Consider the following 14,667-nt stretch of genomic DNA (forward strand, 5'->3'; position numbering starts at 1 on the left):
TTATTCCTCCAGTTGTTGAAGACTGCGGCTGCGAATCTCTTGTTGCAGCTTTTCGATCACTTCATTTACGTCCATGCTGCCGAGGTCTTTACCACGACGGGTACGCACGGCCACTTTGCCGGCTTCGACTTCTTTGTCGCCACAGACCAACATATACGGGACACGACGTAAAGTGTGCTCGCGGATTTTAAAGCCAATCTTCTCATTTCTCAAGTCCGCTTTTACCCGAATGCCCGCATTTTGTAGTTTACGAGTCAATTCGTTAACGTATTCAGACTGAGAATCGGTAATATTCATCACCACGACCTGCACCGGCGCAAGCCAGGTTGGGAAGAAGCCGGCAAACTCTTCGGTCAGGATGCCAATGAAGCGCTCCATAGACCCCAGAATTGCGCGGTGAATCATTACCGGTACCTGACGCTCGTTATTTTCGCCCACATAAGAAGCGCTTAAACGCTGCGGCAGAGAGAAGTCCAGCTGTACCGTTCCGCACTGCCATGCACGATCGAGGCAGTCATACAGAGTAAATTCAATTTTCGGACCGTAGAACGCGCCTTCACCCAGTTGATATTCAAACGGGATATTGTTTTCTTCCAGCGCGACCGCCAGATCCGCCTCAGCACGATCCCAGGTCTCGTCGCTTCCGATACGTTTTTCCGGACGAGTTGAGAGTTTGACGACGATTTTCTCGAAGCCAAAGGTGCTGTACATATCGTAGACCATACGAATACAGGCGTTCACTTCCTCACGGACCTGCTCTTCTGTACAGAAGATGTGCGCATCATCCTGAGTAAAGCCACGTACGCGCATCAGACCATGCAGCGCGCCCGAAGGCTCGTTACGATGGCAGCTACCGAACTCCGCCATACGCAGCGGCAGATCGCGGTACGATTTCAGACCCTGATTAAAGATCTGCACGTGACCCGGACAGTTCATCGGCTTGATGCAGTATTCACGGTTCTCAGAAGAGGTGGTGAACATCGCATCTTTGTAGTTGTCCCAGTGCCCGGTTTTTTCCCACAGCACGCGGTCCATCATGAACGGACCTTTTACTTCCTGGTACTGGTACTCTTTCAGCTTGGAGCGAACGAACACTTCCAGCTCGCGGAAGATTGTCCAGCCGTCGTTATGCCAGAAGACCATACCCGGCGCCTCTTCCTGCATATGATACAGGTCGAGCTGCTTGCCAATCTTGCGGTGGTCACGCTTGGACGCTTCTTCCAGACGCAGCAGATGCGCGTTAAGCGCTTTTTTATCTGCCCATGCGGTACCGTAAATACGCTGCAACATCTTGTTGTTGCTGTCGCCGCGCCAGTACGCGCCTGCGGTTTTCATCAGTTTAAAGTGATGACAAAAACGCATATTCGGCACGTGCGGTCCACGGCACATGTCGACGTACTCTTCATGATGATACAAGCCAGGCTTGTCATCATGGGCGATATTTTCATCAAGAATGGAAACTTTATAAGTCTCGCCACGCTTCACAAAGGTTTCACGCGCTTCGTGCCAGCTGACTTTCTTCTTGATGACGTCATAATTCTTCTCGGCGAGCTCATGCATACGTTTTTCGAGCGCGTCGATATCTTCCTGGGTCAGCGTATGATCGAGGTCGACGTCATAATAGAAGCCGTTATCGATAACCGGGCCGATAGCCATCTTGGTGTTTGGCCACAGCTGCTTAATCGCATGACCGAGCAGATGCGCGCAGGAGTGACGAATGATTTCCAGGCCGTCTTCATCTTTTGCAGTAATGATGGAGAGGGTTGCATCGTTTTCGATGAGGTCGCTGGCATCGACCAGCTCACCATTCACTCGTCCCGCGATCGTGGCTTTCGCCAGGCCTGGACCGATATCCAGAGCAACATCCAGCGGGCTAACGGCGTGGTCAAAATGGCGTTGGCTGCCATCAGGAAGCGTAATTACAGGCATTTTATGTCCTTATTTGCAGTGGTGCCCCACACGAAAGAGCACATACAAAACAATATAATAATAATTATCAACAAGTTATAGCTCAGTTCCCGCTTCACTCTGCGAAATATGAGGACGATCGTTTACCGAGTCGTTCCCACCTGCAGCCGCCTGCTGATAACACCGACCCTTAGTTTACACATCATTAGTGCGTGTTAAAAGTCAGAACAAGATAAATGGTGGCGGTTATGGATAAAACAAGGGGAACAGAATCATATGCTGGATATTCAGCCACAGAAACAACGTGGCGGGACGGCGGACGAAAAAAGAAAAACAGCTCGTGCCACAATAGGTAATGACAAGAAATAGCAAAGTGGAAGAATCAGTGTTGACCACCATTCAGGAAATAAACCGGTACATCTCTACCCGGCTTTATATTCCCTGAAACGTCATCATATTATCTACAGATGAAAATCAGGACCACTCGCCGGCAACAAGAGTATGGACATTAAATGCATCATCCATAGAGTGACCGGTTGATTGTGAACCGGGAGCAATATTCGATCCGGCTTCAACATCGGTCGCTTTCGCAATACCAACCTGCGTATGGTCGGTGTTGCCTGGCTGCGGGACCGGGTTCGCGGCGAATGCGCCAAAAGACAGGGTGCACAGCATCACAGCCGCAGTTGCGATTTTGCTATTTTTCATGATGGTGATTCTCTTATTTACTGAAGGTTGTCCGGCAAAGATCTCATCTTCGTCGATAGTCAACAGTATAGATCCCGATCACACTTTTGTCCGACTAAATATTTAGCTATTTGTGTCAAATTATCTGCAGAGTTGTCAGGAAAAAATGAATTATGAGGAAATTGTGGAGTTATTTTCTTTTTATAAAAAATAAAACGAATGACCAAAAATAATAATGCCGATGGTTGCTAATTTTAAAACAATCAGGCCGGTTTCCCGGCCTGAAATACATTACATCTTATAACCCAGAGACAGCGTCGTGCGGCGATCGGTATGATTCGGCGCCGATGACGGCGGCTCGGAGTTCCAGGTCAGGTTGTAGGCAACCCGCAGTGCAAAATGCGCATTGATGGCGACATTCAACGCACTTTCCGAGTTCAGCGTAGTGTCCTGGGCACCGAACACCGACACCCCCTGGGTGAACTTGGTGTTATCGGTCATCTGCCAGGCCCAGGTACCGGAAGCATAGCCCAGCGGCTGAGTATCATTATCGCCATCGGTATACTCGTCATAGCGCACGCCCGGACCAAATTCAAAGCGCAGGCTGTGAACCGGACCGTTCAGGATCTGACGACCATAACCAGCGGTTAAAACGTCGCGTTGTTGATAGCCATTATAGCGATCGGTCAACCAGCTGGCCTGGCCAAACACGTAGTTGCTGTCGGTCAGGTTGTAGCGACTACGGCCACCAACCGCGTATTTTTCGGAGGAGCGCTGATCGTTGGATGACGTGTTGCTGGCATTACCCCACAGCGACCATGCCGTCGTATCGCCGTACCAGGTCAACGTAGAATCCGCGGTCATTGAAGAACTTTTCGTATTTCCGGACTGCGCCAGATAACCGGCGTTAACCGCACCTTCGAAAGGTTTTTTGGCAGTGGAAGGGTCATCCATAACAGTAAAAACGGAATCATCGGCCAATGCGTGCGCAGACGCAAAGAGCCCCCCCGCCAGCAATGCCGCTGCGGGTACTGTCTTCAAAAGCTTCATTTAATTTAGAGTCCGTACAACAAAAAGAGAGACCCAGCTGGTCCCGGAAACTTTCGCAAGGATCGCTATACGCGTCATCCTTCAGGCTACTTCTTTGTTGGCGTCACTAAGACATCCCCCACACAGCATGAACTGTGCTTTCGTGGGATGGCTTCCCTCGCCGCCTCGACGCATCTTGAATGATTTTTGTATCTTGCAGGTCCAATGAAAGGCAAAGAATTATAAAAAAGCACGATTAACATAGCAATCAATTACTATTTCATTTTTTGAATAAGACAGCTCTTAGAACAATCTTTATTTCATAAAGATAAAAATAAAAAGCGCTTTACAAATCGCGACCGGCAATGGCTTCCCCTTCCCGCTAAGAAGTGCCATGCTTAAAAACAGAACAGCTTAACCCGTATCATGGAGGAAATTAGATGACCAAAATCTATACGCTAACGCTGGCTCCCTCACTCGATAGCGCAACGCTGACCCCGCAAATGTACCCCGAAGGAAAACTCCGCTGCAGCGCACCGATTTTCGAACCCGGCGGCGGCGGTATCAACGTCGCACGTGCCATCACCTTTCTCGGTGGTGAAGCAACGGCCATTTACCCGGCCGGTGGCGCCACCGGCGAACATCTTACGGCGCTGCTCACCGCAGAACAGGTCCCGGTTGAGCCTGTCGAGGCGCAAGACTGGACGCGACAAAATCTGCATGTCCACGTAGGCGCCAGCGGCGAACAATATCGCTTCGTGATGCCTGGTGCCGCCTTAACGGAAGAGGAGTTCCGTCGCCTCGAAGAAAAGGTTCTGGCGATCGAGACCGGCTCACTGCTGGTCGTAAGCGGCAGCCTGCCGCCTGGCATCGGCGTTGACAACCTGACTCAGTTAGTCAAAAGCGCACAGCGTCACGGACTTCGCTGCATCATTGATAGTTCGGGCGAGGCGCTGGCCGCCGCTCTTGATGTCGGGAATATTGAGCTCGTCAAGCCTAACCAAAAAGAGCTGAGTGCTCTGGTGGGGCGCGATCTGAGCCAGCCGGATGACGTTAGACGCGCGGCGGAGGAGCTGATTCGTTCGGGTAAGGTCCGCCGGGTTGTGGTCTCACTCGGCCCGCAGGGTGCGCTGGGCGTTGATGCCAGCGGCAGTGTACAGGTCGTGCCGCCGCCGATGAAAAGCCAAAGTACCGTTGGCGCCGGCGACAGCATGGTCGGCGCAATGACCCTGCGCCTGGCGGAAGATGCCAGTCTGGAGGATATGGTCCGCTTCGGCGTCGCCGCCGGTAGCGCCGCCACCATTAACCAGGGTACCCGTCTGTGCTCGTTGGAAAACACGCACAAAATCTACACTTACCTGTGTGGTCGCTAGTTCTCCTTCCCTCTGCTGGCGCAGAGGGAGTCGCCAAATCATCATCATGGTCTATGCTGAAAATTCCATGGATTACAACAGGGTGAAAAATGAGCACAGAAATTGTTACCCGCGTCGTCACGGTTAACTTTCAGGAAGAGACGCTGACCGAAATTAACGAGCTAAGTAATCATCTCACCCGCGCAGGATTTACTCTTGTGCTGAATGATGAAAACGGCAAGGTCCATGAACTGGGTACCAATACCTTTGGCCTGATTTCCGCGCAAAGCGCCGACGAGGTCAAAGCGCTTAGCGCCGGATTGGCGGAAACGGCGCTGGGTCGCCCCGTCGACGTTACCGTCACCACATTTGCTGAGTGGTTGAAAGCTCAATAAGTGCGATTCGTGCAACGGAGCGCGCCAGTTGTGCGTCAGTTCGAATTTTACACCGGGGTTATGGGCTAACCTTATGAAATGGTGGAAAACAAGGGGAGAGACAGCATGTGGCAAGCTATCAGCACGTTGTTAAGCGACTGGCATTCCGAAGCAGCTGAAATCGAACTCCGCAACGAACTGCCCGGCGGTGAAATTCATGCGGCCTGGCATTTACGTTTCGGCGGTCGGGACTACTTTGTTAAATGTGATGAGCGTGAACTTCTGCCTATCTTTACCGCTGAAGCAGACCAGCTTGAGCTGCTGTCACGGAGTAAAACCGTTAGCGTTCCGCAGGTTTATGCGGTTGGCAGCGATCGCGACTACAGTTTCCTGGTAATGGAATATCTGCCCCCTCGCCCGCTGGACGCGCACAACGCCTTCTTACTCGGTCAGCATATTGCACATCTGCATCAGTGGAGCGATCAGCCGCAGTTTGGTCTGGATTTTGATAACGACCTTTCCACCACGCCGCAGCCCAACGCCTGGCAGCGCCGCTGGTCGACTTTCTTTGCCGAACAGCGTATCGGCTGGCAGCTGGAGCTGGCTGCCGAAAAAGGGCTCAGCTTCGGCGATATCGACAGCATCGTCGATAATGTGCAGCAGCGCCTGAGCAATCACCAGCCTCAACCGTCATTGCTGCATGGTGATTTGTGGTCGGGGAACTGCGCGCTAGGCCCGAACGGCCCCTATATCTTCGATCCCGCCTGTTACTGGGGAGACCGAGAGTGCGATCTGGCGATGCTGCCGCTGCACCCTGAACAGCCGCCGCAGATCTACGATGGCTACCAGTCGATATCGCCGCTGCCCTCTGGTTTCCTTGATCGTCAGCCGGTTTATCAGCTCTACACGTTGTTAAACCGGGCGATCTTGTTCGGCGGGCAGCATCTGGTGACGGCGCAGAAAGCGCTGGATGCGGTCTTAATGGAAAAGGCCCCATAAGGGGCCTGATGACAACACGGTTAGCTAATCTCTACGCCTTTCAGACGGAATTTGATCGTCATGGTGACGCCAGTTCCCGGCTTGCCCGCTTCGTAGCGCCATTTGCGCAGCGCATTTTTCACATCGCGTTCAAACATATTGGCGGGCTGCGCGGAGAGAATCTCGACGTTATCCACTCGCCCATCCGGCGTGACATCAAACTTGACGCGTACAGAACCTTCGATACGCAGCGCCTGGGCACGTGTCGGATACGCCGGCTGGTTGCGGCTTATCGCCCGCGGGCCGCTCGGCGCGGTCAGGGTCGGTTTTGCCGTTGCCGGTGCGGAGTTCGGCTGCGTACGTGCTGGCGCCGTATTGGTCGTTTCGAACGGTGAAGCCACGCGCGTTTCCGCCGGTTTCACATCCCGCTTCGGTTGCTCAACCTTCTTCTCCGGCTTCGGTTTAGGCTTAGGCTTCGGTTTGGGTTCGGGCTTGTGAATCACCACCGGCGCTTCTTTTGGTGGCTCCGGCTCCGGCACCACTTCCGGTTCAGGCTCCGGTTCAACAACGGGTTCCACTACCGGCTGTGCCGCCTGAGGCGGTTCGAGATCTGCCGGCGCAACCATCGTAATTTCGATCGGTTGCGAGGGAGAGGGCCGTTCAATAACCTGATGTACCGAGGTATAAAGCAACCCCGCCACAACGGCACCGTGGATAGCCACGGACAGCAGCGTCGGCCACGGGAAGCGGCGAGGTAAATCAAGGGTCATTGCGCTCATAGTCGTTTCTGTTGAAAAATGATGCCCCGATTTTAAATGCAAATAGCAATCATATTCAATAAGCCTTGTTATCTTGCATCAAAATTTGCCCCGTTTTGTGGGAAAAAACGTCTGAAGCATGGCATTTTAAGTCGGTACGCATCTTTACATTGCAGTCAACGGCGGATTCACTTAACGTGATTCGCCTGTTTATTGATAAGGAGCCTTGCCGTGCTTTACGTTATCTACGCTGAAGACATTGCCGATTCTCTGGAAAAGCGCTTGTCGGTACGTCCCGCCCACCTGGCACGTTTGCAGCTATTACAAGATGAAGGTCGCCTGTTGACCGCCGGGCCAATGCCTGCCGTCGACAGTAATGAGCCTGGCGCCGCCGGGTTTACTGGCTCAACGGTCATTGCGGAGTTCGAATCGCTGGAAGTCGCCAAAGCATGGGCAAATGATGACCCTTACATCGCGGCTGGCGTGTACCAGAACGTCTCCGTGAAGCCTTATAAGAAAGTATTCTGAGACCGTCCGACGCTAAAATAACAGAGGCACCGTAAACGGTGCCTTTTATATCAGTACTCAGTGAAGACAAACAGCAGGGAACCACGTTGTCGTTTCACCAGTTCCTTCCTGATGGAGAGGATGCGCATGTTGCGGCGCGATTGGGCTTCCAGCCAGCGGGACTTGCGGCGACTCACCTGTCTTAGCATGCGCCAGCGCCCTACTTCCGTTCTACTACGCTTCATTGCTACTACTCTACAAGTGAAAAACAGACCACATTATAAACCCATGAATCCGGCTGACCAACGCTTTCGCTGCGTTTTTATTTGCCAGATGGATGTTGATGCGTAAACTCATGACATAGAGTTATTCAAAAGGATTTTTCATCTATGACAACCTTTTACACGGTGGTGAACTGGCTGGTCATCCTCGGTTACTGGTTACTCATCGCCGGTGTAACATTACGCATTCTGATGAAACGGCGCGCCGTACCTTCAGCAATGGCGTGGTTGCTGATTATCTATATTCTTCCGCTAGTGGGGATTATCGCCTATCTCTCATTTGGCGAGCTGCATCTGGGTAAACGTCGTGCGGAACGGGCCCGGGCGATGTGGCCCTCCACCGCCAAATGGCTTAACGATCTCAAAGCCTGCAAACATATTTTTGCCGAGGATAACAGCCCGGTTGCCGAGTCGCTGTTTAAACTCTGCGAACGGCGTCAGGGGATCGCCGGCGTTAAGGGCAATCAGCTTCAGCTGCTGACCGAGTCTGATGACGTGATGCAGGCGCTGATGCGCGATATCCAGCTGGCGCGGCACAATATTGAGATGGTGTTTTACATCTGGCAACCGGGCGGCATGGCCGATAAGGTCGCGGAATCCTTAATGGCGGCGGCGCGACGCGGCGTTCACTGCCGCCTGATGCTCGATTCCGCCGGCAGCGTCGCCTTTTTCCGCAGCCCGTGGGCAGCCATGATGCGGAACGCCGGCATCGAGGTGGTCGAAGCGCTGAAGGTCAACCTGATGCGTGTTTTTCTGCGCCGCATGGATCTGCGCCAGCACCGCAAAATGGTGATGATTGATAACTATATTGCCTATACCGGCAGTATGAACATGGTCGACCCGCGCTTCTTTAAACAGGATTCCGGCGTCGGGCAGTGGATTGATCTGATGGCGCGTATGGAAGGCCCGGTCGCCACGGCGATGGGCATCGTCTACTCCTGCGACTGGGAGATTGAAACCGGCAAACGTATTTTACCGCCGCCGCCGGACCTCAATATTATGCCCTTTGAAGAAGCCAGCGGACACACGATTCATACCATTGCCTCTGGCCCCGGATTCCCGGAAGATCTGATTCATCAGGCGCTCCTCACCGCCGCCTATTCCGCCAAAGAACATCTGATCATGACCACCCCGTACTTCGTGCCCAGCGACGATCTGCTGCATGCGATCTGCACCGCGGCGCAACGCGGGGTCGACGTCAGCATTATCCTGCCGCGCAAGAATGATTCGCTGCTGGTTGGCTGGGCCAGTCGGGCCTTCTTTACCGAGCTGCTGGCGGCCGGGGTTAAAATTTATCAGTTTGAAGGCGGCCTGCTGCATACCAAAAGCGTACTGGTCGACGGCGAGCTCAGCCTGGTCGGTACCGTGAATCTCGATATGCGCAGCCTGTGGCTGAATTTCGAAATCACGCTGGTCATTGACGACGTCGGATTCGGCGGCGATCTGGCGGCCGTTCAGGACGATTATATTTCCCGTTCGCGCCTGCTGGACGCCCGGTTGTGGTTAAAACGACCGCTCTGGCAGCGGATCACCGAGCGACTGTTTTACTTCTTCAGTCCGTTGCTGTAAAACGTGCCAATCAGATGTTTAACGGGTAGCAATCATGGATATGGATTTAAACAATCGCCTGACCGAAGACGAAACGCTTGAACAAGCTTATGACATCTTCCTGGAGCTGGCTGTCGACAACCTCGATCCGGCGGATGTCATTCTGTTTAACCTGCAGTTTGAAGAACGCGGCGGCGCCGAGCTGTTTGACCCTGCGCCGGACTGGGAAGAGCATGTCGATTATGACCTCAACCCGGACTTTTTCGCCGAAGTCGTGATTGGTCTTGCCGATACCGATGGCGGCGAAATTAACGATATCTTTGCGCGCATTCTGCTGTGCCGCGAAAAAGACCATAAGCTGTGCCATATTCTGTGGCGTGAATAAGCGTCCCCCATACTGAACCACAAAAAAACGGCAGACGGTCACCACACCGCCTGCCGTTTTATTTTTGTTCCCTGACTATTCCGCTAATTCACTGCCGCAGGCGTTGCAAAAACGCGCATTTTTATCATGAGCGGCGTGCTGACAGTTTGGACACGCGCGCGCGCGGCGATGTTGTAATGCGCTGGTCATATGCGTGGTGATAAGTCCGGTCGGAATGGCGATAATGGAATAACCGATTAAGATCAGAACCGAGGCCAGAATTCTGCCAATCGGCGTATGCGGCGTAATATCGCCATACCCGACCGTCGTAATGGTCACAATCGCCCAGTAGACCGACGCATTTAAGGTGGTAAACCCATATTGCGGCCCTTCAATCAGGTACATCAGCGATCCAAAGATAACCATCACGATGGCAATAAAGGAATAAAAGAGGATCAGCTGATGGCGGGCGCTGACGATAGCCGCCCAGAAAATATTCAATGACGGCATAAAGCGCAGCAGTTTAAGAATACGCAGGCAGCGAATCGCCCGCATCGCCCGCCACGCAAAGACATAATTAAGCCCCATCTCCGGCCACATCCACATCACATAGAGCGGCAGGATGGTGGCTAAATCTATCACCCCCCAAAAGCTGAAAATATAGCTGAGGGGTTTCGGCCAGCTGATAATACGCAGGAAATATTCGAGGGTAAAAACAGCGGTGACAAACAGCTCCAGCCAGACAAAAACATGCCATTCATCAAACGTCAGGTGATATTGCGTGCCAAGACCGGACTCAATAAAAATCACCAGCACGCTCAAGAGCGCAAAAATACCGCACAGACCTTCAAATCGTCGTCCGGAACGACGGGTTTGATCGAAGAGTAGATGATACAGCCGCTGGCGAGCGGCGTGAAAATGAACAGCCACGTTTAACCTCGCAAAAAAAAGGGCTGACCTACGTCAGCCCCAGAGATTATAACGGGTCTACCTTCAGGCAGGAAACCGCATGTCGGAAACTCCCCTCCAGCACCGGCCGCGTTATCGCACATTCTGGCCCGGCGATGGGACAACGCGTACGGAAAACGCACCCCGACGGCGGGTTAATCGGCGACGGCAGCTCCCCTTCCAGCAGCTGTATGGTTTTGTTCTTTTCCAGATCCGGGTCTGGAATCGGCACCGCGGACATCAGCGCTTTGGTATAGGGGTGCAGCGGATTATGGTACACCTCATCATAAGTGCCCAGCTCCACCGCATGGCCCAGATACATCACCAGAACGCGATCGGAAATATGCTTCACCACCGCCAGATCGTGAGCGATAAAGATCAGCGACAGCCCCATTTCGCGCTGCAGCTGCTGCAGCAGGTTAACGACCTGCGCCTGAATCGATACGTCCAGCGCCGAGACCGGCTCATCGCAGATGATCAGCTTCGGCTCAAGGATCAGCGCACGGGCGATACCGATACGCTGGCACTGGCCGCCGGAAAACTCGTGCGGATAGCGGTTAATCAGGTTCGGCAGCAGACCCACTTTCATCATCATCGCTTTCACGCGGTCACGCACTTCCTGACGCGACATTTTTGGATGATAGGTGCGCAGTGGCTCGGCAATAATTTCGCCGATAGTCATACGCGGATTGAGCGAAGCCAGCGGATCCTGGAAAATCATCTGGATATCGCTGCGAACATCGCGCCACTCTTCCTGCTTCATGCCTAACAGATCTTTGCCAAGCCAGGCGACTTTGCCGTCGGTCGCCTTCACCAGACCAATAATCGCCCGGGCAAAAGTCGATTTGCCGCAGCCGGATTCCCCGACCACGCCCAGCGTTTCGCCCTCGTAGAGACGCAGCGTGACGCCATCCACCGCTTTCAGCGTTTTGGCCGGCTGCCAGAACCACTGCTTGCCATCTTTAATATCAAAGTGGACTTTCAGATCGGCAATTTCGAGCAGGACTTTTCTTTGTTCCGTAACGGCGTTCATAGCAGATCCCCTACCGGTTGAAAGCAGGCGCGCAGGCGGCCCGGTGCAAACTCCTCCAGAGGTGGAGCACTATGACAAATCTCCATCGCGTGCGGGCAACGCGGCTGGAACGGGCAGCCTTTCGGCAGACGCAGCAGGTTTGGCGGATTACCCGGGATGGTCAACAGCGACTCGCCCTCGGCGTCCAGACGCGGAACCGCGTTCAGCAAGCCTATCGAGTACGGATGCGAAGGATGATAAAAGACATCCCGCGCCATGCCGTATTCCATGGTTCGCCCGGCATACATCACCAGCACTTTGTCGCAGATCCCGGCGACGACCCCAAGATCGTGGGTAATCATAATGATCGCCGTATTGAACTCGCGCTTAAGCTCATTCAACAGGGTCATGATTTGCGCCTGAACCGTGACATCCAGTGCGGTTGTCGGCTCATCGGCAATCAGCAGTTTAGGCCGGCACAGCAGCGCCATCGCAATCATCACGCGCTGGCGCATCCCGCCGGAGAATTCGTGAGGATACATTTTCATGCGCTTACGCGCTTCCGGCATTTTAACCGCATCCAGCATCTTCACCGACTCTTCAAAGGCTTCGGCTTTTCCCAGACCTTTATGCAGCATCAGGACTTCCATCAGCTGTTCACCCACCCGCATATACGGGTTCAGGGAGGTCATCGGGTCCTGGAATATCATTGAAATTTGTTCGGCGCGAAGCTTATTCAGATCGCGCTCCGGCAGATTGAGAATCTGGCGGCCGTTAAACAGAGCCGACCCGCCAATCTGACCGTTGGAGGCCAACAGGCCCATCAAAGCAAACGCGGTTTGCGACTTACCGGAACCCGATTCGCCGACGATACCCAGCGTTTCCCCGGCACGCAGGTTAAAATTGAGGTCGTTCACCGCCGTGACATCGCCATCCGGCGTTTTGAACGTGACGCGGAGATCTTTGACATCCAGCAGCAGGCCGGATTGTTGCTGTGCCTGCGGCGCTTTTGCCGTTTCAATTGTGCTCATGACGGCGCTCCTTAGCGATCTTTCGGGTCGAGGGCATCACGCAGGCCATCGCCGATAAAGTTAAAACAGAACAGCGTAATCACCAGGAACCCCGCTGGAAACAGCAGCAGCCACGGCGACACTTCCATAGAGTTCGCACCATCGCTGAGCAGTGCACCCCAGCTGCTCAGGGGTTCCTGAGTCCCCAGGCCAAGGAAGCTTAAGAAGGATTCAAACAGGATCATGCTCGGCACCAGCAGAGAGGCGTACACCACCACCACGCCCAGTACGTTAGGCACGATATGCCGAACCACAATACTGAATGTTGAGACGCCGCCGACCTGCGCCGCTTCGATAAACTCTTTGCGCTTCAGGCTCAGCGTCTGGCCGCGAACAATACGCGCCATATCCAGCCAGGAGACCATACCGATGGCAACGAAAATCAGCAGGATGTTCTGGCCAAAGAAGGTGACGAGCAGGATAACGAAGAACATGAACGGGAAGGAGTTGAGGATCTCCAGCAGACGCATCATCACGGAGTCGACTTTGCCGCCCAGGTAGCCGGAAAGTGAACCGTAGAGTGTCCCAAGAACCACCGCCACCAGCGCCGCAGCCACCCCGACCATCAGCGAGATACGCCCGCCGATAGCGACACGCACCAGCAGGTCGCGGCCGGAAGAGTCAGTACCAAAATAGTGGCCGGACGTCATGTCCGGCGCACTGGACATCATGCCCCAGTCGGTATCGAAGTAGGAGAACTGCGAAACCATCGGCGCAATAGTCACGAACAGCGCGATAATCACCAGCACAATCAGGCTGGCAACAGCGGCACGGTTATGCATAAAGCGACGGCGGGCGTCCTGCCATAAACTACGTCCTTCGACTTCCAGCTTTTCACTGAAGTTTTCCAACGCCTCGTTGCTTTTCTTACTTAACATCATGGCGAACTCCAGCCTCAATAGCGAATCTTCGGATCGATAACGGCGTACAGCACGTCAACAATCGCGTTAAACAGAATAGTCAGCGCACCGACCAGAATGGTCAGGCTCAGCACCAGCGAATAGTCGCGGTTAAGCGCGCCATTCACAAACAGCTGACCGATACCCGGAAGACCGTAGATCGTTTCGATAACCATTGAGCCGGTGATGATCCCCACGAATGCTGGCCCCATATAAGAAAGAACCGGCAGCAGCGCGGGTTTCAGCGCATGACGTAAAATGATGCGCCGCATCGGCAGCCCTTTGGCTCGCGCGGTGCGGATAAAGTTAGAATGCAGGACCTCAATCATTGAACCGCGGGTAATACGCGCGATACTGGCGATATAGGCTAACGATAAGGCCACCATCGGCAGAATCATAAATTTCAGCGCCCCGCCGTTCCAGCCGCCGCCGGGCAGCCAGTGCAGCGTGATGGCGAATATCATCACCAGCAGCGGCGCAACCACGAAACTGGGTATCACCACGCCGGTCATTGCCACCCCCATGACCGCATAATCCCATTTCGTATTCTGCTTCAGGGCCGCAATAACCCCTGCCGTCACGCCGAGAACTACCGCCAACAGGAAGGCGGCCAGCCCTAATTTAGCGGAGACCGGGAAGCTCGACGCCACCAGATCGTTTACCGAATAGTCTTTATATTTAAAAGAGGGACCGAAATCACCGTGCGCCAGCTGCTTCAGATAATTGAAGTACTGGGTCATGATGGGGTCGTTTAAATGGTATTTGGCTTCAATATTCGCCATCACTTCTGGCGGCAGCGTGCGTTCACCGGTAAATGGACTTCCCGGCGCAAGACGCATCATGAAGAAAGAGATCGTAATAAGAATAAATAGCGTCGGAATCGCTTCCAGACAGCGACGAAAAATAAATTTTAACATTGCCCGTACCTTCTGGCCTGTGCCTATCGAGTGCG

At 53.7% G+C, this 14,667-nt stretch carries 16 protein-coding genes; 6 read left to right on the plus strand and 10 right to left on the minus strand.

Annotation, left to right across the window (positions count from 1 at the left end):
• From thrS to ROR01S_RS19565, 3 genes are all read right to left on the minus strand, one after another.
• The gene (gene thrS, locus ROR01S_RS19555) at window positions 1-1,929 is read right to left on the minus strand and encodes a threonine--tRNA ligase (RefSeq protein WP_015584103.1); all 1,929 of its coding nucleotides are present in this window, start codon (window positions 1,927-1,929) and stop codon (window positions 1-3) included.
• A 453-nt stretch (window positions 1,930-2,382) separates the two neighbouring features.
• Window positions 2,383-2,616, minus strand: a complete 234-nt coding sequence (locus ROR01S_RS19560; protein WP_015584102.1) for a YdgH/BhsA/McbA family protein — start codon at window positions 2,614-2,616, stop codon at window positions 2,383-2,385.
• A 270-nt stretch (window positions 2,617-2,886) separates the two neighbouring features.
• Complete coding sequence (locus ROR01S_RS19565; protein WP_004863367.1) at window positions 2,887-3,645, minus strand: DUF481 domain-containing protein; 759 nt, start codon at window positions 3,643-3,645, stop codon at window positions 2,887-2,889.
• Between the two features lie 419 nt (window positions 3,646-4,064).
• On the opposite strand from ROR01S_RS19565, the gene pfkB reads away from it, so the two are divergent.
• From pfkB to ROR01S_RS19580, 3 genes are all read left to right on the plus strand, one after another.
• On the plus strand, window positions 4,065-4,997 hold the full coding sequence (gene pfkB, locus ROR01S_RS19570; RefSeq protein WP_004863368.1) for a 6-phosphofructokinase II: 933 nt from the start codon (window positions 4,065-4,067) through the stop codon (window positions 4,995-4,997).
• Window positions 4,998-5,086: 89 nt separating this feature from the next.
• Window positions 5,087-5,371, plus strand: coding sequence for a type V toxin-antitoxin system endoribonuclease antitoxin GhoS (ghoS, locus tag ROR01S_RS19575; protein ID WP_004863372.1), 285 nt, complete (start codon window positions 5,087-5,089; stop codon window positions 5,369-5,371).
• Between the two features lie 105 nt (window positions 5,372-5,476).
• Window positions 5,477-6,349 carry a fructosamine kinase family protein gene (locus ROR01S_RS19580; protein ID WP_004863375.1) on the plus strand — a complete coding sequence of 291 codons (873 nt, stop codon included), beginning with the start codon at window positions 5,477-5,479 and terminating at the stop codon, window positions 6,347-6,349.
• 20 nt (window positions 6,350-6,369) lie between these two features.
• On the opposite strand, the gene tonB is transcribed toward ROR01S_RS19580, so the two are convergent.
• Entirely contained in the window at window positions 6,370-7,107 is a 738-nt protein-coding gene (tonB, locus tag ROR01S_RS19585) for a TonB system transport protein TonB (RefSeq protein ID WP_004863377.1), read from the minus strand.
• Between the two features lie 210 nt (window positions 7,108-7,317).
• Here tonB and ROR01S_RS19590 point away from each other — a divergent pair, with 210 nt between their 5' ends.
• The gene (locus ROR01S_RS19590) at window positions 7,318-7,614 is read left to right on the plus strand and encodes a YciI family protein (protein WP_004863379.1); all 297 of its coding nucleotides are present in this window, start codon (window positions 7,318-7,320) and stop codon (window positions 7,612-7,614) included.
• A 50-nt stretch (window positions 7,615-7,664) separates the two neighbouring features.
• On the opposite strand, the gene ROR01S_RS27150 is transcribed toward ROR01S_RS19590, so the two are convergent.
• On the minus strand, window positions 7,665-7,838 hold the full coding sequence (locus tag ROR01S_RS27150; RefSeq protein WP_004863385.1) for a YciY family protein: 174 nt from the start codon (window positions 7,836-7,838) through the stop codon (window positions 7,665-7,667).
• Window positions 7,839-7,982: 144 nt separating this feature from the next.
• On the opposite strand from ROR01S_RS27150, the gene cls reads away from it, so the two are divergent.
• A complete protein-coding gene (gene cls, locus ROR01S_RS19595; protein ID WP_004863387.1) occupies window positions 7,983-9,443 on the plus strand; it encodes a cardiolipin synthase in 1,461 nt (486 codons plus the stop codon).
• A gap of 34 nt (window positions 9,444-9,477) precedes the next feature.
• Window positions 9,478-9,807 (plus strand): HI1450 family dsDNA-mimic protein, encoded by a 330-nt coding sequence (locus ROR01S_RS19600; protein WP_004863389.1) that lies wholly within the window; start codon window positions 9,478-9,480, stop codon window positions 9,805-9,807.
• 75 nt (window positions 9,808-9,882) lie between these two features.
• Here ROR01S_RS19600 and ROR01S_RS19605 read toward each other — a convergent pair whose 3' ends face one another.
• The 5 genes from ROR01S_RS19605 to oppB are packed head-to-tail and all read right to left on the minus strand — an operon-like array spanning window position 9,883 to window position 14,632.
• Window positions 9,883-10,716: an ion transporter gene (locus tag ROR01S_RS19605; protein ID WP_004863394.1), complete on the minus strand. Its 834-nt coding sequence runs from the start codon at window positions 10,714-10,716 to the stop codon at window positions 9,883-9,885.
• A 46-nt stretch (window positions 10,717-10,762) separates the two neighbouring features.
• On the minus strand, window positions 10,763-11,767 hold the full coding sequence (gene oppF, locus ROR01S_RS19610; protein ID WP_064359813.1) for a murein tripeptide/oligopeptide ABC transporter ATP-binding protein OppF: 1,005 nt from the start codon (window positions 11,765-11,767) through the stop codon (window positions 10,763-10,765).
• Complete coding sequence (locus ROR01S_RS19615; RefSeq protein ID WP_004863400.1) at window positions 11,764-12,777, minus strand: ABC transporter ATP-binding protein; 1,014 nt, start codon at window positions 12,775-12,777, stop codon at window positions 11,764-11,766. The genes oppF and ROR01S_RS19615 overlap by 4 nt, the downstream gene beginning before the upstream one ends.
• Window positions 12,778-12,788: 11 nt before the next feature.
• On the minus strand, window positions 12,789-13,697 hold the full coding sequence (oppC, locus tag ROR01S_RS19620) for an oligopeptide ABC transporter permease OppC (protein ID WP_015584100.1): 909 nt from the start codon (window positions 13,695-13,697) through the stop codon (window positions 12,789-12,791).
• Window positions 13,698-13,711: 14 nt separating this feature from the next.
• The gene (gene oppB / locus ROR01S_RS19625) at window positions 13,712-14,632 is read right to left on the minus strand and encodes an oligopeptide ABC transporter permease OppB (RefSeq protein WP_004863406.1); all 921 of its coding nucleotides are present in this window, start codon (window positions 14,630-14,632) and stop codon (window positions 13,712-13,714) included.
• Window positions 14,633-14,667 lie beyond the last annotated feature (35 nt).

This window comes from Klebsiella ornithinolytica NBRC 105727 = ATCC 31898, from assembly GCF_001598295.1.
In the GTDB taxonomy this organism is placed as follows: Bacteria; Pseudomonadota; Gammaproteobacteria; order Enterobacterales; family Enterobacteriaceae; genus Klebsiella; species Klebsiella ornithinolytica.